The 18,331-nt window shown below is 69.8% G+C and carries 14 protein-coding genes and 1 pseudogene; 11 read left to right on the plus strand and 4 right to left on the minus strand.

Annotation, left to right across the window (positions count from 1 at the left end; all coding sequences use genetic code 11):
- The first annotated feature begins 97 nt into the window (after positions 1-97).
- The 4 genes from ACQEVI_RS19140 (at position 98) to ACQEVI_RS19155 (ending at position 6,376) form a co-directional block, all read left to right on the plus strand.
- Positions 98-1,390, plus strand: a complete 1,293-nt coding sequence (locus tag ACQEVI_RS19140) for an MFS transporter (protein WP_432901684.1) — start codon at positions 98-100, stop codon at positions 1,388-1,390.
- A gap of 95 nt (positions 1,391-1,485) precedes the next feature.
- Positions 1,486-1,833, plus strand: coding sequence for a type II toxin-antitoxin system RelE/ParE family toxin (locus ACQEVI_RS19145; protein WP_432901686.1), 348 nt, complete (start codon positions 1,486-1,488; stop codon positions 1,831-1,833).
- Positions 1,830-2,135: a helix-turn-helix domain-containing protein gene (locus ACQEVI_RS19150; protein WP_432901688.1), complete on the plus strand. Its 306-nt coding sequence runs from the start codon at positions 1,830-1,832 to the stop codon at positions 2,133-2,135. The genes ACQEVI_RS19145 and ACQEVI_RS19150 overlap by 4 nt, the downstream gene beginning before the upstream one ends.
- 236 nt (positions 2,136-2,371) lie before the next feature.
- Positions 2,372-6,376, plus strand: coding sequence for a S8 family serine peptidase (locus ACQEVI_RS19155; protein WP_432901690.1), 4,005 nt, complete (start codon positions 2,372-2,374; stop codon positions 6,374-6,376).
- 87 nt (positions 6,377-6,463) lie between these two features.
- Here the strand turns inward: ACQEVI_RS19155 and ACQEVI_RS19160 are convergent, their stop codons facing one another.
- Positions 6,464-7,513, minus strand: coding sequence for an isopenicillin N synthase family dioxygenase (locus ACQEVI_RS19160; protein WP_432901692.1), 1,050 nt, complete (start codon positions 7,511-7,513; stop codon positions 6,464-6,466).
- 69 nt (positions 7,514-7,582) lie between these two features.
- Between ACQEVI_RS19160 and ACQEVI_RS19165 the strand changes: the two genes are divergently transcribed.
- Positions 7,583-8,185: a helix-turn-helix domain-containing protein gene (locus tag ACQEVI_RS19165; protein ID WP_432901693.1), complete on the plus strand. Its 603-nt coding sequence runs from the start codon at positions 7,583-7,585 to the stop codon at positions 8,183-8,185.
- 85 nt (positions 8,186-8,270) lie between these two features.
- On the opposite strand, the gene ACQEVI_RS19170 is transcribed toward ACQEVI_RS19165, so the two are convergent.
- Together ACQEVI_RS19170 and ACQEVI_RS19175 are read right to left on the minus strand one after the other, a co-directional pair.
- Positions 8,271-8,528, minus strand: a complete 258-nt coding sequence (locus ACQEVI_RS19170; protein ID WP_432901695.1) for a hypothetical protein — start codon at positions 8,526-8,528, stop codon at positions 8,271-8,273.
- Between the two features lie 116 nt (positions 8,529-8,644).
- Positions 8,645-9,061: pseudogene (locus ACQEVI_RS19175) on the minus strand (NAD-dependent epimerase/dehydratase family protein); the annotation flags it as partial.
- A 267-nt stretch (positions 9,062-9,328) separates the two neighbouring features.
- On the opposite strand from ACQEVI_RS19175, the gene ACQEVI_RS19180 reads away from it, so the two are divergent.
- The 5 genes from ACQEVI_RS19180 to ACQEVI_RS19200 all read left to right on the plus strand — a co-directional run bounded on the left by ACQEVI_RS19180 (position 9,329) and on the right by ACQEVI_RS19200 (position 13,580).
- Complete coding sequence (locus ACQEVI_RS19180; RefSeq protein ID WP_432901697.1) at positions 9,329-10,324, plus strand: NADP-dependent oxidoreductase; 996 nt, start codon at positions 9,329-9,331, stop codon at positions 10,322-10,324.
- A 102-nt stretch (positions 10,325-10,426) separates the two neighbouring features.
- Positions 10,427-11,287 carry an alpha/beta fold hydrolase gene (locus tag ACQEVI_RS19185; protein WP_432901699.1) on the plus strand — a complete coding sequence of 287 codons (861 nt, stop codon included), beginning with the start codon at positions 10,427-10,429 and terminating at the stop codon, positions 11,285-11,287.
- A gap of 37 nt (positions 11,288-11,324) precedes the next feature.
- Positions 11,325-12,116, plus strand: a complete 792-nt coding sequence (locus ACQEVI_RS19190) for a strictosidine synthase (RefSeq protein WP_432901700.1) — start codon at positions 11,325-11,327, stop codon at positions 12,114-12,116.
- Positions 12,117-12,201: 85 nt separating this feature from the next.
- Positions 12,202-12,936 (plus strand): SDR family oxidoreductase, encoded by a 735-nt coding sequence (locus ACQEVI_RS19195; RefSeq protein WP_432906016.1) that lies wholly within the window; start codon positions 12,202-12,204, stop codon positions 12,934-12,936.
- Positions 12,937-12,980: 44 nt separating this feature from the next.
- The gene (locus ACQEVI_RS19200; RefSeq protein WP_432901702.1) at positions 12,981-13,580 is read left to right on the plus strand and encodes a TetR/AcrR family transcriptional regulator; all 600 of its coding nucleotides are present in this window, start codon (positions 12,981-12,983) and stop codon (positions 13,578-13,580) included.
- Between the two features lie 7 nt (positions 13,581-13,587).
- Here the strand turns inward: ACQEVI_RS19200 and ACQEVI_RS19205 are convergent, their stop codons facing one another.
- Positions 13,588-13,998, minus strand: a complete 411-nt coding sequence (locus tag ACQEVI_RS19205; RefSeq protein ID WP_432901704.1) for a nitroreductase/quinone reductase family protein — start codon at positions 13,996-13,998, stop codon at positions 13,588-13,590.
- Positions 13,999-14,178: 180 nt separating this feature from the next.
- On the opposite strand from ACQEVI_RS19205, the gene ACQEVI_RS19210 reads away from it, so the two are divergent.
- Positions 14,179-18,258: a S8 family serine peptidase gene (locus ACQEVI_RS19210; protein WP_432901706.1), complete on the plus strand. Its 4,080-nt coding sequence runs from the start codon at positions 14,179-14,181 to the stop codon at positions 18,256-18,258.
- Positions 18,259-18,331 lie beyond the last annotated feature (73 nt).

Genomic DNA, 18,331 nt, shown 5'->3' on the forward strand with positions numbered 1-18,331 from the left:
CCGGTAGTTCCAGGGCCCCGACGGTGCGGATGTCGGGAACGCCACAGCGTCCGAAATCCGCTAGTCGCCCTACCGCCGCCCGGGCGAGAATCAGCCGGTGACATCCTCTCCACGCTCCGGCGCCCTCGAGTTCTGGTCGGAGCTGCCCCACGACGGCCGCTGGCTCCTGTCCACGGTGATCGTGCAGTTCTTCGGCCGTGGTCTGACGCTGCCGTTCACGATCATCTACCTGCACGAGGTGCGCGGCTTCTCGCTCGGCCTGTCCGGCACGCTCATGGGCCTGATCGCGGTGGTCGGCCTGCTCGTCACCGGTCCGGCCGGAGCCCTCGTCGACCGGTACGGCGCCCGGAGGGTCATGCTCACGGGCCTGTTCTTCGCCGTCGCCGGATACGCGGTGCTCGCGTTCGCGACGGTTCCGGCGGTCGCCGCGCTCGGGCTGGCCCTCTTCGGGGTGCAGCTCGGTGTCGGGTGGCCCTCGGTCAACGCGCTCGTCGCCACCGTCGTCGACGGCGACCTGCGTCAGCGGTACTACGGCGTGAACTTCGCGCTGCTCAACCTCGGTGTCGGTGTGGGCGGCGTGGTCGGCGGGCTCGTGGTCGACGTCGAGCGGCCCGAGACCTTCGTGATGGCGTTCCTGGTGAACGCGGCGACGTTCGTCGTTCCCGTGGTCGTGCTCCTGGGGCCGCTGCGGCACCTGCACGGCCGGGTCGACCGGCCAGCCGACGACGGCGCCGGCAGCGCGGCCGAGGGCTACCTCAGCATCCTGCGCCGGCCCGAGGTGCTCTGGCTGTCCGGGCTGGGGCTGCTCGCGGCGTTCGTGGGATACGGCCAGATGGAGGGCGGGTTCCCCGCCTTCGCACGCCTGGTGGCGGAGGTGTCGACCCGCACGATCGGCTTCGCGTTCGTGGTCAACACGGTGGTGATCGTGGCGCTCCAGTTCTGGGTGATGAACCGCGTCAGCGGCCGGCGCCGCACCCGGGTGCTCGCGGTCATGGCCGTGGTGTGGGCGACGGCGTGGCTGCTGCTCGGCGTGGCCGGCCTCGTGCCGGGCGGCACCGCCGCCGTCGTCATCGTCCTGGTGTTCCACGGCTTCTTCGGGCTGGGGGAGACCCTCATGCAGTCCGTGCTGCCCTCGCTGACGAACGACATGGCGCCGGCCCACCTGCGGGGCCGGTACAACGCGATCAGCTCCGGGGCCTTCCAGGCGGGTACGATCGCCGGCCCCGTGGTCGCGGGACTCCTGCTGGAACGCGGTTGGGCGGGCGGCTTCATCGGCGTGGTGGTGGCGGGATGTCTCGGGATCATCGCGATGGCGGTCGCCGTCGGGCGGCGGGTGACGCCGGCGGTCGACGGCGTGCGACAGGAGCCGGTGGAGTCTGAACGGGCCTGAGCTCGACGCATCTCAACGAGCGCCTATCAGTACATCAAGATATCCTGATATAGTGTCTTGGGATGTGGAGTTCGACGAGGCGGTGATTCGAGTGGTTGACCGGTCTGGAGGAGGAGTCGTTCGTTCAAGTGCGAGCTGCGATCAACATGCTGCGTGATCGAGGTCCGCAGCTCGGTCGGCCCTTGGTCGATACCGTGACCGGATCCCGGCACAAGAACATGAAGGAGCTACGACCCGGATCTGCGGGCCGTAGCGAACTTCGGGTCCTGTTTGCGTTCGACCCAGCGAGGTCGGCGATCCTGCTGGTCGGCGGAGACAAGGCTGGGCGATGGCAGGATTGGTACAGGTCGGCGATACCGCTGGCAGACGACCGCTACGACAGTCATCTTGAGACATTGAAGAAGAGTGACGACGGCGGAGCTGGAACAGGAGGGGAGCGATGACCAGGAGCCTTGACGACCTGGACCGGGCCCGCCCGGTCGATCCGGAGAAGGTGGCTGCCGCGGAGGAGCGGCTGCTCGCACGGCAGAGGGCTTGGCAGCTGAGGGAATTGCGCACCCAACAGGAACTGACGCAGGCCGAGCTCGCCGTGCGGATGCACGTGGGGCAGAACCGTGTCTCCCAGATCGAGTCCGGCGGCGCGGAATCGACCCGTCTGGACACGCTGCGACGTTACGCGCAGGCGTTGGGCGGCACGCTGAGCGTCGAAGTCACCATCGGGGACACTCGCTACATCGTCGCCTGACATCGGCGGAGGCCGTAGATCCAGGCGGGATTCTCGGGCGACCCATCTGCCGACTTTCGTTGCCCTTTTAGCCCCTCTCCTCCCAAAGTGGACCCCGGCACACGTTCGTGGGCCAGTGGTCGCGTCCCTCACGGGGCGCTTGCACCCCGGAGGCAAGAATGCACAGTCGCATGCCGCACCGCCGAACGCCGATCGCTCTCGCAGCGGTCGGCGTTCTCTTGGCAACAGGGGTGAGCGTGACACCCGCGCTCGCGAGCACACCGACACCGACCGAGATCACGCCCGCCCTCACCACCGACGTCCCGGAGCGCGCGGCGGACAAGATCACGCCGGCCGTGCAGAGCCGGCTCGAGACCCGAGAGACCGCCGACTTCTGGATCCGGTTCGCCGATACCCCTGACCTGGCACCGGCCAAGGACATCGCCGACTGGGGCGAGCGCGGCCAGTTCGTCTACGACGCCCTGACCAGCACGGCGAAGGCGTCGCAGGCCGACGTCGTCGCCGACCTCGAGGCAGCGGGCGCCGACTACGAGTCCTACTGGATCAGCAACGCGATCCTCGTCGAGGACGGCACCGAGAAGCTGGCGAAGCAGGTCGCCGCCAGCCGCGAGGTCAAGCAGGTGCACGAGCGGTTCGCCGCACAGCGCATCGAGCCCGTCGAGCGCGAGGCGCCGACCAAGAACGCGCCGCTCGCCACCGAGTGGGGCCTCGACGCCATCGGCGCCCCCGACGTGTGGGACATGGGGTTCACCGGCGACGGGATCACCGTGGCCAACATCGACTCCGGCGTCGACGTCGAGCACCCCGCCCTGCTGCAGCACTACCGCGGCTACCTCGGCGAGGAGGGGCTCAGCAACGACTACAACTGGTTCGATGCCAGCGGTGACTGCGACGGCGCGCCCTGCGACATCGACGCCCACGGCACCCACGTCATGGGCACCATGGTGGGTGACGACGGCGAGGGCAACCAGATCGGCGTCGCGCCGGACGCCGACTGGATCGCGGCCAACGGCTGTGCCTCCTGCTCGGACGCGGACCTGCTCGCCTCCGGGCAGTGGATCCTCGCCCCGACGCGGGCGGACGGCTCGGACCCCGACCCGTCGCAGCGCCCGCACGTCGTGAACAACTCCTGGGGCCAGGTACAGCCTGGCGCCATCGACGACTTCATGTCCGAGGAGATCGCCGCCTGGGAAGCCGCGGGCATCTTCGGCGCGTGGGCCGCGGGCAACGCGGGCGAGGCCGGCTGTCAGTCGACGTCGTCCCCCGGGGCCAACGTCGCGACCTACGCGGCGGGCGCGTTCGGCGAGAGCGGCGACATCGCCGAGTTCTCCTCGCGCGGCCCGGGCGCGGACGGCGAGACCAAGCCGAACCTGTCGGCACCCGGTGACGAGGTGCGGTCCTCCGTACCTGGTGGCGACTACGCCGTCTTCAGCGGTACGTCCATGGCGTCCCCGCACCTCGCGGGCGCGGTGGCGCTGCTGTGGAGCGCGGCTCCGGTCCTGGTCGGCGACATCGAGGCGACCAAGGAGCTCCTGGACGGGACGTCCACCGACGTCGCCGACGACACCTGTGGCGGCACCCCCGCCGACAACAACGTCTGGGGCGAGGGCAAGCTGGACGTGCAGGCTCTGGTCAGCAACGCGCCGATCGACGGCTACGGCTTCCTCGCCGGCACCGTGACGGGGCCGGACGGCGAGCCCGTCGCCGGGGTGCGCGTCACCGCCGGCGAGCGATCCGACACCACTGACGCCGAGGGCGCCTACCGCCTGGGCCTGGAGGAGGGCTCGTACGACCTGACCGCCTCGGCCTTCGGGTTCCTGGACGCGACGGCGCAGGCCGACATCGTCGAGGACGAGACGACCACGGTGGACCTCAGCCTGGAGGCCGCACCGACCACCACCGTGAGCGGCACCGTCACCGACGGCTCCGGGCACGGCTGGCCGCTCGACGCCAAGGTCACCGTGCAGGGCGCGCCCAGCAGCGTCGTCGCGTGGACCAACCCGTTCACGGGGAAGTACTCGTTCAAGCTGCCGCAGTCGACCACGCACACGCTGGTGGTCGAGCCGGGAGTGACCGGGTACGCCACGTTCACGCAGGCCGTCGAGGTGGGCACGGGGCCGGCGTCGGCCGACGTCGCGCCGCCAGTGCTCGGCGAGTGCACGGCCCCGGGTTACGCCATGACCGGGGCGGGCACCGGGACCGAGGAGTTCGAGTCCGGCGACGTGCCCGACGGGTGGACCGTCGAGGACCTGGCGGGCACCGAGCAGGTCTGGACGTTCGACGACGCCTTCGGGTACGGCAACATGACCGGCGGCGAGGGGCTGTTCGCCGAGGTGAACAGCGATGGCTACGGCGATGGCGGGGTGCAGGACACGACGCTCACGTCCCGGTCCTACGACCTGTCCGACGTCGAGGAGCCGCTCCTGACGTTCGACCAGAGCTTCTTGGCGTTCAGCGGCGAGTCCGCCGACGTCAACGTCAGCATCGACGGTGGTGAGACCTGGGAGACGGCGCTGCACCAGACCTCCGATGCCGAAGGGCGCGCGATCGTCGCCCTCCCGGGCGCGGGCGGCGAGCCCGACGTGCGGGTCCAGTTCCACTACGGCGTCGCCGAGTGGTCCGCCTGGTGGCAGGTCGACAACGTCTCTCTCGGCGCGTGCCTGCCGGTCGCCGGTGGCCTCGTCGCCGGGTTCGTCAAGGACCTTAACACCGGTGACGGCGTCAACGGCGCGACGGTGACGGCCGGGAAGCAGAGCACGAGGACGCTGGATCCGGAGAACCCCAAGGTGGGGCGCGGGTACTACTCGCTGTTCTCGCCGAAGGTCGGCGAGCGGGAGATCCGGTTCGCGGCCAAGGATTACAAGGCGAAGAAGGCGTCGGTGACGGTCGTCGCCGACGCCGTCGTCCGCAAGGGCGTGCGGCTCGCGGCCCCGCTCCTGACGGTCGCGCCGGAGACGATCTCCCGCGAGGTCCGGATGGGTGGCAGCAGGTCGGGCAGCTTCACCGTGACGAACGACGGCACCGCGCCCGCGAACGTCGAGGTAGCGCCCGCGTCGTCCGACTTCGAGATCCTCGGGTCGACGAGCGCCTCCGGCGTCATCAAGGGGGCCGTCGGCGAGACGACCGAGGTGGGCACGGCCGCGCCGTCGGACAAGGCCGGTGTCGCGGGGAAGAGCGGGACGTCGAAGGGTGGCGACCGGCTGGCTCGCAACGGGACGAAGGGGGGCCCGGCGGTGACGCCCGCCGCGCCGCCGTCGCTCCTCGCGGACGGGACGACCATCACGCACTCCTCGTCGCAGGACATCGCGCCCGACAACTCGGCGGCGTGCATCGGTGAGCAGACGCAGTGGTTGCGGACGTTCACCCTGAAGGACTTCGACATCGAGGGCGAGTTCTCCGTGACCAACGTGTCCTTCGGTGTGGAGACCGTCGAGTCGGCCGCCGATGTGACGGTCAACCTGTACGAGCTCGACGGGGACCTCGTCTACGACAACTTGACCCTGCTGGGTTCGTCCGACGTCACCCTGGAGCCCCAGCGGCTCACGATGGTGGACGTGCCGGTCACCGGTGTCGCACCGGCGGGCAGCACGCTAGTGGTCGAGGTCGTGGGGCACGCGGGCGGCGTGTTCTTCATCGGCTCGAACGCCGAGCCGGAGACCGCGCCGTCGTACATCGCCAGCGAGGCCTGCGGCAACGCCGAGCCGGCCCCGACGGCGGAGGTGGGTTTCCCGGATATGCACACGGTGCTGAACGTGACCGGTGAGACCACGGTCGAGGTGCCGTGGCTCGACGTCCAGCCGCCGTCGTTCAGGCTGAACCCGGGCGCGTCCGCGACGGTGCAGGTGGCCATGGACAGCAGCCGTGTCGATCAGCCGGGTACCTACACGTCGGCCGTCGTGGCCAACGGCAGCACGCCGTACGACGAGCCGCGGACGCAGGTCTCGCTCAAGGTGACCCCGCCCGCCAACTGGGGCAAGATCGCCGGCACGGTCACGGGTGTCACCTGTGACGACGAGACGGTCCCGCTCGAGGGAGCGTTCGTGGTCATCGACGGGTCCGAGTACGACGTCACGCTCGTCACCGGTCCGGACGGCGGCTACGCGCGCTGGATGGGGATCTCGAACAACCGGCTGTCGCTGCTCAGCTCGGCGACGGGGTACCCGCCGGAGTCGAAGAACGCGCGCATCATCAAGGGCACGACGGTGGTGCACAACTTCGAGCTGAACGAGCACTGCGGCTAGACCCCCTTCCGTCGGTCGAGCTTGTCGAGACCTCATCAGGTCTCGACAAGCTCGACCAGCGGTTTGCGGGTCCTGACCAGCCCGAGCTCAGTAGCGGCTGGTCAGGACCCGCTCCGCCTCGCGTTCGGTGCCGGTCGTGTTGTTCACGAGGCCGCGCGAGCCGTTGAGCTTGGCCTCGATGTGCTCGCCCACGGTGATCGGCCCGTAGAGCTCGGTCTCGCCCACGGCGACGCACCCGGGAAGCGTCGTGATGACGGCGTCGACGTTGCCGTCGAAGAAGAACGCGGCGGAGCGGCGCCGCTTGATGCGGCCGCCGATCACCGGCGGCTTCACGCGGTGCAGCGTCGACTTCCAGCGCTCGTTGGTCCACCGCGCGGTCAGGTCGCCGAGGTTCACGAGCAGCGCGCCGGGCAGCGGGGAGACGTCGTTCCAGCCGCCGTCGTCGCCGAGCACCTGGAGGCCCTTCACGTCGTCGGCCCACAGCAGCGTGACGATGCCGAAGTCCGTGTGCTCGCCCATGCCGATGAGGTCACCGTCGAGCTCGACGCGCTCGCCCTCGGGAAGGGCGTAGTTGTTCATGCGCAGGACGTCGAGCGAGTGGTCGGTGTACGCGTCGAAGTACCCGGCGGGCAGGCCGAGCGCGTCGACGAAGACCCGCATCATGACCCGGGCGACCGACCTGGCGTGCGACATCCACAGCTCGACGTCGCCCTGGAAGGTGTCGCTCTCGGCGGGCCAGATGTTCTCGGAGTACATGTCGGGGTCGACGTCGGCGTGCGGGTAGTCGGCGGCGGACGCGCCGAGGTTGAAGGCCTCGAAGAAGTCGTTCATGCGCTCGGCCTTCTCCACGCCCAGGCTGAGGCTGAGCCGCTCGGACCGTGGCGGGCTGTACCCGCGGTTCACCCCGGACGGCGCGCGGTACTGCTTCTTCACCTCCAGCGGCAGCTCGAAGAAGCGGTCGCTGGCCCGGCCGAGGCGCGCCCAGGCCTCCAGCGGGATGCCGTGCCCGAGGACCTGCATGAAGCCGACCGTGCGGGCCGCCTCGTCGACCTGGCGGGCGACCTCGCTCCGCTCCACGTCGGTGCCGCCGGTGACGTAGGGGGCGATGTCGATCGCCGGGACGTGGAATGCTGACATGCTGGTCTCCCTGAGTGATAGGTATTGGTTATCAGCATGGATCAGGATCGAGGAGTCGTGGTTAAGGCCGTGTTAAAGAATCCGGACGCCACTGACGACGTCCGCACCGCGGTGGGGCAGGCGATCCGGCGGGCGCGCGAGGCCGCGGGGCTCTCGATGCGCGCCCTCGCGCGTGCGAGCGAGATGAGCCAGCCGTTCCTGAGCCAGGTCGAGAAGGGCGAGACGAGCCCGTCGCTGTCGAGCCTCTACCGGCTCGCTCACGCACTCGGGCTGCCACCGAGCCAGCTCATGCCGCCGGTGAGCACACCGCGCGGCGTGTCCGTGCTGCGCCAGGGCGAGGGGCGTGAGCTGCAGGTCTCCGACGCATCCGGGGCGGCGAGCGGGCGGCTCCTGTCCGGAGGCGCCGGCCACCTGCTCGAGGTGGTCGAGTACCGCGTCGAGCCCGGCGCCGACCTCGGCGGCTGGTTCGAGTCCGACGGCGAGATGACCGTCTACGTGATCGACGGCGAGGTAGAGGTCACGCTGGAGCGCGAGGGTTCCTGGCGGCTGGGTGCCGGCGACGCGATCAGCCACCCGGCAGACATCCGGCACCGCTGGGCGGTGGTCGGCGACGGGACAGCGAGGATCCTGCTCTCGGTCGCGCACACCCACCCGGCGGTCACGCGCACGTAGGCGTGGCGGCACGGGGGAGCCCTCTGGACTCGATGGACCCGAGGGCCAGCGCGGACGTGAGCTGCCGACGGGGATGGTCGGGCGGCTACCGCGTGCCGACCACGTGGTGCCTGGCCCGGAACCCGAGCACCTGCTCGGCGGCCGTGAGGTCGTAGGGCACCGCGCGCCCCTCGATCGGCCGCCGCACGGGAGTGTCCGGGTGGTAGCGGCGCAGCAGGTCGGCGGTGGGCTCCGGCACCAGCGTCTCGGGCGCCGCGACGTGGATGACGACGGCGCCGTCGGCGGCGCAGTCGAGCGCGAGCCAGGCCGCCTCCGCGCGTCGCGCGTCTCCAGGTACGCCCACAGGCTCCCTGCGCCCATCGCCGGATCCTTCGCCACGGCGTCCGCGTACTCGGTGAGCCGCTCGTCCGTGCCGCCGATGAACGGGTACCGCAGCGCGACCACTGGCATGCCGTACCGCCGCGCCATCATGTCGGCGGTGAGCTCGTCCGCCCGCTTCGAGAGGGCGTACGCGTCGGCGGCCTGGTCGGGCGTGTCCTGGTCGACGGGCACGTAGACCGGGTGCAGCTCCCGCCCCGCGAACGGGAGACCTGAGGCGGCCTGGCTGCTCGCGATCACCGCCCGGCGGACGCCGGCGCGCCCGGCCGCGTCGAGCACGGTGAAGGTCGACAGCGTGTTGGTCCCGAAGACGACCTCCGGCGGGTCGTCGAGCGGGGTCGGGATGGCCGCGAGATGGATGACGCCGTCGGCCCCCTCCATCGCCCGCGCCACCACCTCCGGCGACCGGGCGTCGCCCACGACGACGCGGTCGGCGGGCAGGTCGCCCGGATCCTCCAGAACCAGCGCGGTGGCGGGCACCGACTCCCTGACGAGCACGTCGACGACCGCGCGGCCGATGCGGCCTGCTGCTCCGGTGACTAGTACGCGCTGTGACCGGGTGATGGCGTCCTCCTCGGGTGGATGTCCGGAGTCATTCTGCCCGTTTTCGGCGGCGTTCGGCGGCGTTCGGCGGCGTTCGGACGGCGCTTGCGGTGTGGTGACGCGCGTCTCCCCGCGCCATCTCTTGACAATAAGAGTGAGTGTGCTCAAAGTTGAGGCAACTCAGAAACTGAGTTGACAGACCCGGACTCGAAGGAAGCCACCATGCGCGCGTTTGTCGTCAGCAAGTACCAGGAGCCGCTGCACGAGGCGGACGTTCCCGAGCCTGTCGTCGGGGAGCACGACGTGTTGGTCCAGGTCCAGGCCGCCGGGCTCAACGTCGTGGACGAGAGGATCCGGCAGGGCGCGTTCAAGGCGTTCCTCCGGTACGAGCTGCCGCAGGTCCTGGGCAGCGACGTCGCCGGAACAGTGATCGGCGTCGGCGCCAAGGTGCGGGACCTCGGCGTCGGCGACCAGGTGTACGCCCAGCCCCGCACCGACCGCATCGGGACCTTTGCCGAGCGCATCGCGGTGCACGAGGCGGACGTGGCCCTCAAGCCCGAGACGGTGACGCCCGAGGAGGCGGGCTCGTTGCCGCTGGTCGCGCTGACCGCGTGGCAGGCGCTCGTCGAGCGGGGCGACGTGCAGCCCGGGCAGCGGGTCCTGATCCACGCCGGCGCCGGCGGCGTCGGCACCGTGGCGATCCAGCTCGCCAAGCACCTCGGCGCCACGGTCGCGACGACGGTCAGCGCCGGCAACATCGACTTCGTCCGGGAGCTCGGCGCCGACAGCGTCGTCGACTACCGAAACCAGGACTTCGAGCAGGTCCTGGACGGGTACGACCTGGTGCTGGACAGCGTCGGCGGGGAGAGCCTCGAGAAGTCCCTGCGAGTGCTGCGTCCGGGGGGCAAGGTGATCGGGATCGTCGGACCGCCCGACGCCGCGTTCGCCCGCGAGCGAGGCCTGAGCCCGGTGCTGCGCCTGGCGATGGCAGTGCTCAGCAGCAAGATCCGCCGGCAGGCGAAGAGGCTCGGGGTGACCTACGAGTTCCTCTTCATCCACCCCAGCGGCGACCAGCTCCGCCAGATCGGCGCCCTCGTCGACAAGGGCGTGCTGCGTCCCGTCGTCGGGCGGGTCTTCGACTTCGACCAGACCGTGGACGCCATGGCGTCGATCGGCAAGGGCGGAACCCGCGGCAAGGCAGTCATCACCAGGGCCTGACCGGTCTTGCGCACCCTTCTTCCTCACCGCTCCCAGAACCAGACCAGAACCAGACCAGAACCAGACCAGAACCAGACCAGAACCAGGAAATAGGAGAACACCATGAGCACCAACGACACATCGAACGTCATCACGTCCTACGCGCTGGCCCCGGCCCGCACGATCGACGCCGGCGGTGTCACCTTCGCCTACCGGGAACTCGGTCCGAAGGGCGGCATCCCCGTCGTCTTCTTCGTGCACCTCGCCGCGACCCTCGACAACTGGGACCCCCGGATCGTGGACGCCATCGCGCGGGACCGCCACGTCATCACCTTCGACAACCGCGGTGTCGGCAGCTCCACGGGCAGCGTGCCCGACAGCGTCGAGGCGATGGCCGACGACGCCTACACGTTCATCAAGGCCCTCGGTCTCGACACGATCGACATCTTCTCGTTCTCGCTGGGCGGCATGGTCGCGCAGGACCTGGTGGTCAAGCACCCCGAGCTGGTCCGCAAGCTGGTCCTGACCGGCACGGGGCCGCGAGGCGGCAAGGACATGGACAAGGTCGTGGGAGTCACCTACTACGACATCCTCCGCGCGACCCTGACCCGGCAGGACCCCAAGGAGTTCCTGTTCTTCAACCGCAACGCCACGGGCAAGCCCGCTGCCCGCGCGTTCGTGAACCGCCTCAAGGAACGCACGATCGACCGCGACAAGGACATCTCGCTGACGGGCTTCCGGACGCAGCTCAAGGCGATCCAGAAGTACGGCCGCTCGGCGCCGTCCGACCTGTCGAAGATCACGCAACCCACCCTGATCGCCAACGGCGACAACGACCGCATGGTGCCCTCCGTCCTGTCCGAGGACCTGCACCGCCGCATCAAGGACTCGACGCTCGTCATCTACCCGGACTCCGGGCACGGCGGCATCTTCCAGTACCACCAGCAGTTCGCCCCGCTCGCGGCCGAGTTCCTCGCGGCCTGACCACATACCACCGACCGACTCGGACGAAGGCACCATCATGACCGCGACATCTGCGTCGACGAAGAAGGCCTTCGTCTCCTCGATCCCGCTGTGGTTCCGCACCGACCAGCCGCGCCAGACGGGCGTGGACTACTGGAAGGGCCCGCACTCGAAGATCATCTCCGCGACCCCGGGCCTCGAGGAGTACCGCCAGATCCATATGGCCGAGCACAACCCCGGGCTGTGGCCGGCGACCCCCGGCGTCCAGACCGCGATCCCCGCCGACCGCCGGATCGACGGCGTCGCCGAGGTCACGTTCGCGTCCCTCCTGTCACCGCTGCTGGGCCGCAAGCAGACCAAGCTGGCCTACCAGGACGAGATCAACGTCTTCCGGCGTACCTTCCTCTACGCCGGGCCGCCGTACTCGGCACGCTGGTACGACGTCGCCGGGCCCGGCGAGCAGGTCGGCGCCCGGGCCATGGTCTACCTCCGACGACGGGACGGCGTCCGGACCGGCCCGTTCCGCGAGCACCTCGACGAGCTCGCGAGCACGCTCGCCGGCACGGGGCAGCTCCGGGAGCTGCGGACCCAGGTCTTCCTGCCCTGGAACGAGAAGCTCTGGGACACCCCGGATGTCGCGCACGACAACCCCGCAGACCAGCAGTTCCACGCGTCGCTCATCCTTGGCTTCGCAGACGCTTCGGCGCGAACGGCCTTCTTCGAGAGCCCCGAGGTCGCGCGCCTGTCCGACGTGCTGGCTCCGCACGCGTCTGCCGTCCACGCCTACGAGGTCACCGACGCGCTGACCTACGTGAAGGACGGCAAGGAGCTCCCGCACTACCAGCGATGACGACATCGCCCGCCGTGCAGCCGGTGACCCACCGGCTGCACGCGACGATCACCACCAGCGATCCACCGACAGAAAGAACATGAGCATGCCTTCCCTCAACGGAGCAGTCGTCCTGGTCACCGGAGCCAACGGCGGCATCGGAACCCAGTTCGTCCACCAGGCTCTCGCCCGCGGCGCGGCCAAGGTCTACGCCACCGCCCGCACACCCCGCGCCTGGGACGACGAACGCATCGTCCCACTCACCCTCGACGTCACCGACGGCACGTCGATCGACGCCGCGGTGGTCGCGGCACCCGACGTCACCGTCCTGGTCAACAACGCGGGGGCGAACCCGCCGAGCGCGAGCCTCTTGGAGGTCACGGAGGCGGACATCCGGGCGAACATGGAGATCAACTTCTTCGCGCCGGTGTTCCTCGCGCGGGCCTTCGCACCGATCCTGGCCGCCGCGCCCGGGGCCGTCCTCGTGGACGTGCACTCCGTCGCGAGCTGGCTCGGCTTCGGCGGCGTCTACAGCGCCGCCAAGGCCGCGCTCTGGTCGGCCACCACCTCGCTGCGGCTGGAGCTCGCTCCCAAGGGAGTGCACGTGACGGGCGTGCACATGGGCTACGTCGAGACCCGGATGGCCGCGCACGCCGACGGCCCCAAGATGGCGCCTGCCGACCTCGTGACGAAGGTCTACGACGCCGTCGAGGCCGGCCAGTACGAGGTCATCGGCGACGAGCTGACCGCACAGGTCAAGGCGGCACTGAGCGGACCGGTGGAGGCGCTCTACCCGGAGCTACAGGGCGCCGGGGCGCCCCTGGTCGTCGTGGAAGAATGACCGCCGGCGGAACCGAGCCCACTCAGCGACGAAGGAGGGCAGCCATGCCACTCGCCTCCAAGCCGGTCGGACGGCGCGAGCGGAACAAGCAGGCCAAGCTCGAACGCATCGTGGCCGCCGCCGGCGAGCTGTTCGCCGAGCGCGGCGTCGACGACGTCACTACCCAGGAGATCGCTGACAAGGCCGATATCGGGGCGGGCACGCTGTTCCTCTACGCCAAGACCAAGGGCGAGCTGCTGCTGCTCGTGCAGAACTCGACCTACGCCGACGCGCTGGAACAGGGCAAGGCAGCGGCCGAGGCCATCACCGACACTCTCGACGCGGTGATGGCGATCGTCCGGCCGGTGGTGGAGTGCAACCGCAAGCAGGTCGACAACGGGCGCACGTACCTGCGCGAGATCGTCTTCGGCGACCCCGCCGAACCGCATCACCGCGAGGCCCTCGGCCTGACCGTGCAGACCGAGGAGGCGATCGTCGCGGTCCTGCTCCGCGACGACCGCACCGCGCCGGACGCCGCCGCGCTGGCGCACATCGTGTCCGCGATCATGTTCGTCGCCATGGCGCCGACCATGAACAGCGCGAACCTGGTGGACGACGTCGTGCAGGAGATCCGGGCCCAGGTCCGCGTGATTCTTCCGGCGTGACGCGCCGTCAGGCGACGAGCCGGAAGATCGGGAACACCCGTCCCTCCGCCGTCTTCTCGTAGGCGGCGAAGCCGCTCGAGAACTCCTTGAAGCGCTCCCACCAGGCGTCGCGCTCGTCGCCGGTGATCTCCTCGACCTTGGTCTGCAGGGTCTTGACGGGGTCGCCGGGGACCTCGAGGTCCACCTGCTCGGCCCGGCGCAGGCCGTAGACCCAGGCGGGGTTCTTGGGCGAGCCGCCGGCAGACCCGACGATGTGCCAGGCACCGTCGTCGTGGATGGCCGCGAGCGGTGCGATCCGGATGCTGCCGTCCTTGCGGGGTACATGTACGAGCACGAGTCCCTTGCCGAACTGAATGGGCTCGTTGACCTCTCCGCCGTTGGCGCGGAAGGTGTCGATGATCTGCTGGTTGAAGTCCATGTCCGCACCAACGCCGCCGTCGGGCCAGGACATTCCGACCAGGCGCAGGTCAGTTCACCCTGCCCCTTCATTGCCGTATGAACCTCCGGCTCGCACAGTGTGATCTGGACCACATTCGTGGGCCAGTCTTTGCGCCCCGCGCGGGGCGCTCGCACCCCGGAGGCACTCATGCAACGACGCATGCCACGGCAACGCGCGCCCACCGCTCTCGCAGCGGTCGGCGTGCTGCTGGCAACAGGGGTGGGCGTGACGCCTGCGCTCGCGAGCACACCGACGTCGGCGGGGCTACGGCCCGCGGTCGCGAATGATGTCCCCGACACACCGGAGCGGGCGGCGGACAAGATCACGCCGGCCGTGCAGACCCGGTTCGGTAGCAAGGAATCCGCAGACTTCTGGATCCGGTTCGCCGACGCCCCGGACCTGGAGCCGGCCAAGGACATCGCGGACTGGGGCGAGCGTGGCCAGTTCGTCTACGACGCACTGACGAGCACGGCGAAGGCGTCCCAGGCGGGCGTCGTCGCAGATCTCAAGGCCGCCGGTGTGGAGTACGAGTCCTACTGGATCAGCAATGCGATCCTCGTCGAGGACGGCACCGAGAAGCTGGCGGAGCAGGTCGCCACCAGCCGCGAGGTCAAGCAGGTCCACGAGCGGATCGCCGCAGAGCTCATCGAGCCGGTCGAGCGCGAGGCGCCGACCAAGAACGCGCCGCTCGCCATCGAGTGGGGCCTGGAGGCCATCGGCGCCCCCGAGGTATGGGACATGGGGTACACCGGCGACGGCATCACGGTCGCCAGCATCGACACCGGCGTCGACCTCGAGCACCCGGCGCTCGTGCGGCAGTACCGCGGCTACCACGAAGACGGGGGACGGAGCAACGACTACAACTGGTTCGACTCGCACGATTGGTGCAAGGGAGCGCCCTGCGACAACCACGATCACGGCACGCACGTGATGGGCACGATGGTGGGCGACGACGGCGAGGGCAACCAGATCGGTGTCGCACCGGGCGCCGACTGGATCGCGGCGAACGGCTGCGTCGCCGACTGCACCGAGGCCAACCTGCTCGCCTCCGGGCAGTGGATCCTCGCGCCGACCCGGATCGACGGTTCGGACCCCGACCCGGCGCAGCGCCCGCACATCGTGAACAACTCGTGGGGCCTGCAGGAGCTGGGCGTCATCGACAACTTCATGTCCGAGGAGATCGCCGCCTGGGAGGCGGCCGGTATCTTCGGCGCCTGGGCTGCGGGCAACGTGCACGAGCGCTACTGCGGGACGGCCTCGTCCCCCGGGGCCAACGTCGCCACCTATTCGGCCGGTGCGTTCGGGGAGAGCGGCGAGATCGCCGACTTCTCCGCGTGGGGACCGGGCGAGGAGGGCGAGATCAAGCCGAACCTGGCCGCGCCCGGTGAAGAGGTGCGGTCCTCCATGCCCGGAGGCGGCTACGCAGTGTTCAGCGGCACGTCCATGGCGGCCCCGCACCTCGCGGGCGCGGTAGCGCTCCTGTGGAGCGCCGCGCCGGTGCTGATCGGCGACATCGAGTTCACCAAGGAGCTGCTGGACGAGACCTCCATCGACACCGCCTACAGCGCCTGCCGCGGCGACACCCTTGCCGACAACAACGTGTGGGGCGAGGGCAAGCTCGACGTCGAGGCGCTGGTCAGCAATGCGCCGATCGACGGCTACGGCATCCTCGTCGGTACCGTCACGGGGCCCGACGGCGAGCCCGTCGCCGGCGCGCGGGTCACGGCTGCCGGTGAGCGCTCGGACCTCACCAACGCCGAAGGTGCCTATCGTCTGGGTCTGGAGGAGGGCTCGCGCGAGCTGACCGCCTCCGCCTTCGGATTCCTGGACGTGACGGCCCAGGCCGACGTCGTCGAGGGCGAGACGACCACGCTGGACATCTTCCTGGAGGCCGCGCCGACCGCCATCGTGAGCGGCACCGTGACCGACGGCTCCGGGCACGGCTGGCCGCTCGACGCCAAGATCTCCGTACAGGGCGCCCCGAGCAGCGTCGTCGCCTGGACCGACCCGTTCACGGGCAAGTACTCGTTCAAGCTGCCGCAATCGACGACGCACACGCTGGTGGTCGAGTCGGCCGTGACCGGGTACGCCACGTTCACACAGGCCGTCGAGCTGGGCACCGAGCCGGCGTCCGCTGACGTCGCTCTGTCCGTCATCGCCGGGTGCACGGCTCCGGGCTACGCCGTGGCCGAGCCGAGAGCGCTCGAGGAGTTCGAGTCCGGCGCGGTGCCCGACGGCTGGACCGTCGAGGACCTGGCGGGCACCGGGCAGGTCTGGTCGTTCGACGACCCCTTCGGGTACGGCAACGGGGCCAGCGGCTTGGGTCTGTTCGCCGAGGTGAACAGCACCGGTCATGGCGATGGCGGGGTGCAGGACACGACGCTCACGTCGCGGTCCTACGACCTGTCCGACCTTGCGGCGCCGTTCCTGAAGTTCGACCAGCTCTACAACGGCCCATTTACCGTCGGCGGCTTCGCCGACGTGGACTTCAGTCTCGACGGCGGCGAGAGCTGGGAGTCGTCGCTGCACCAGCCGGCCAGCGAGGCAGGGGGCTCGATAGCCGCGCTCTCAAGTGCGGACGGTCAGTCCGACGTGCGGGTCCGGTTCCACTACAGCGGCGGGTGGCGGGGGATGTGGCAGATCGACAACGTCGCCCTGGGCGGGTGCGTGGCGGTCGATGGCGGTCTCGTTGCCGGGTTGGTCCGGGACCGCAACACCGGTGACGGCCTCGACGGAGCCGCGGTGACTGTCGGCAAGCAGCGCATCAGGACGTTCGACCCGGAGAACCCCACGGTGGGCCGCGGGTTCTACTCGTTCTTCTCCGCGCGGCTCGGTGCGCGGCAGATCCGTTACGCGGCCAAGGAATACACGGGCAAGAAGGCAGAGGTGAAGGTCGTCGCCGACACCGTCGTCCGCAAGGACGTGAAGCTCGCTGCGCCGCTCCTGACGATCTCCCCGGCCGCACTGTCCAGGGAGGTGCGGCTGGGCGGCAGCAGGTCCGGCAGCTTCACCGTGACGAACGAGGGCACCGCGCCCGCGGACGTCGAGGTGGCTCCCTCGCTGGCCGTGTTCAAGCCCCTCGGGTCGGCGACGGGCAGCCGGGCCCTCAAGGGGGCCATCGGGGACGTGACCGAGGTGAGCACGGCGTCGTCGTCGGGTGCCGAGAGTGCCCGGGATACCGCCGCGAACGACGGCGGCGGCTTCGTGCGGAACGGCGAGCGTCCGGGCGGGTCGGTGACGCCGTCGGCCCCGCCGTCCCTCCTGGCGGAGGGCACCACCATCACGCACTCGTCGTCGCAGGACATCACCCCTGACAACTCGGTGGCCTGCAAGTGGGGCGAGGCGAACTGGATGCGGACCTTCACCCTGGAGGACTTCGAGATCCAAGGTGCGTTCGCCGTGACGAACGTGTCGTTCGGCGTCGAGAGCGTCAAGGTCACCACCGATGCCACGGTCAACCTGTACGAGCTGAACGGAAAGGAGGTCACCTACGAGAACATGACCCTGCTGGGCTCGTCCGTCGTGACTCTGGAACGGCAGGGCCCCACGATGGTCGACGTACCGGTCACCGGTACCGCCCCGGCGGGCAGCACGCTCGTCGTCGAGGTCGTCGGCTACGACGCCGCGTTCTTCATCGGCTCCAACGCCGAGCCGGAGACGGCGCCGTCGTACCTTGCGGGTAACTGCGCCTCTCACTTCCCGGCCACGGCCGCCGAGCTTGGCTACCCGGACATACACATGGTGCTCAACGTGACGGGCGACGCCGCGGTCGACGCGCCGTGGCTCGACATCCAGCCATCGACGTTCACGCTGCAACCAGGTCAGTCGGTGGAGGTGCAGGTCGGCCTCGACAGCAGCCACGTGGACCAGCCGGGCACCTACACCGCGCGCGTCTACGCGTCGGGCGGTACGCCGTACGACGAGCCGCGGGTGCAGATATCGATGAAGGTCACCCCGTCGCCCAGCTGGGGCAGGATCGCCGGCACGGTGACGGGTGTGACCTGCGACAACGAGACCGTCCCGCTCGAGGGCGCCTTTGTGGTCGTCGACGGGTCCAAGTACGACATCACGCTCGTGACCGGGCCGGAGGGGGGTTACGCCCGCTGGATGGGGGTGTCCAACAACCGGCTGACGGTGCTCGCCTCGGCCAACGGGTACCCGTCGAAGTGGAAGAACGCGCGGATCGTCAAGGGAGAGACGGTGGTGCGCAACTTCAAGCTGACCGAGTTCTGCGGGTAGCGGCACTTCGCTGGTCGAGTGCACCCGTTGGTCGAGCTTGTCGAGACCTGGTGAGGTCTCGACAAGCTCGACC

This window comes from Promicromonospora sp. CA-289599 (assembly GCF_050936155.1).
GTDB lineage: Bacteria > Actinomycetota > Actinomycetes > Actinomycetales > Cellulomonadaceae > Promicromonospora.

Coding starts and splice junctions, on each gene's coding strand:
- ACQEVI_RS19205 (WP_432901704.1), bottom strand. CDS start 13,998: ATGGACTTCAACCAGCAGATCATCGACACCTTCCGCGCCAACGGCGGA.
- ACQEVI_RS19180 (WP_432901697.1), top strand. CDS start 9,329: ATGCGCGCGTTTGTCGTCAGCAAGTACCAGGAGCCGCTGCACGAGGCG.
- ACQEVI_RS19150 (WP_432901688.1), top strand. CDS start 1,830: ATGACCAGGAGCCTTGACGACCTGGACCGGGCCCGCCCGGTCGATCCG.
- ACQEVI_RS19200 (WP_432901702.1), top strand. CDS start 12,981: ATGCCACTCGCCTCCAAGCCGGTCGGACGGCGCGAGCGGAACAAGCAG.
- ACQEVI_RS19185 (WP_432901699.1), top strand. CDS start 10,427: ATGAGCACCAACGACACATCGAACGTCATCACGTCCTACGCGCTGGCC.
- ACQEVI_RS19160 (WP_432901692.1), bottom strand. CDS start 7,513: ATGTCAGCATTCCACGTCCCGGCGATCGACATCGCCCCCTACGTCACC.
- ACQEVI_RS19195 (WP_432906016.1), top strand. CDS start 12,202: ATGCCTTCCCTCAACGGAGCAGTCGTCCTGGTCACCGGAGCCAACGGC.
- ACQEVI_RS19190 (WP_432901700.1), top strand. CDS start 11,325: ATGACCGCGACATCTGCGTCGACGAAGAAGGCCTTCGTCTCCTCGATC.
- ACQEVI_RS19210 (WP_432901706.1), top strand. CDS start 14,179: ATGCCACGGCAACGCGCGCCCACCGCTCTCGCAGCGGTCGGCGTGCTG.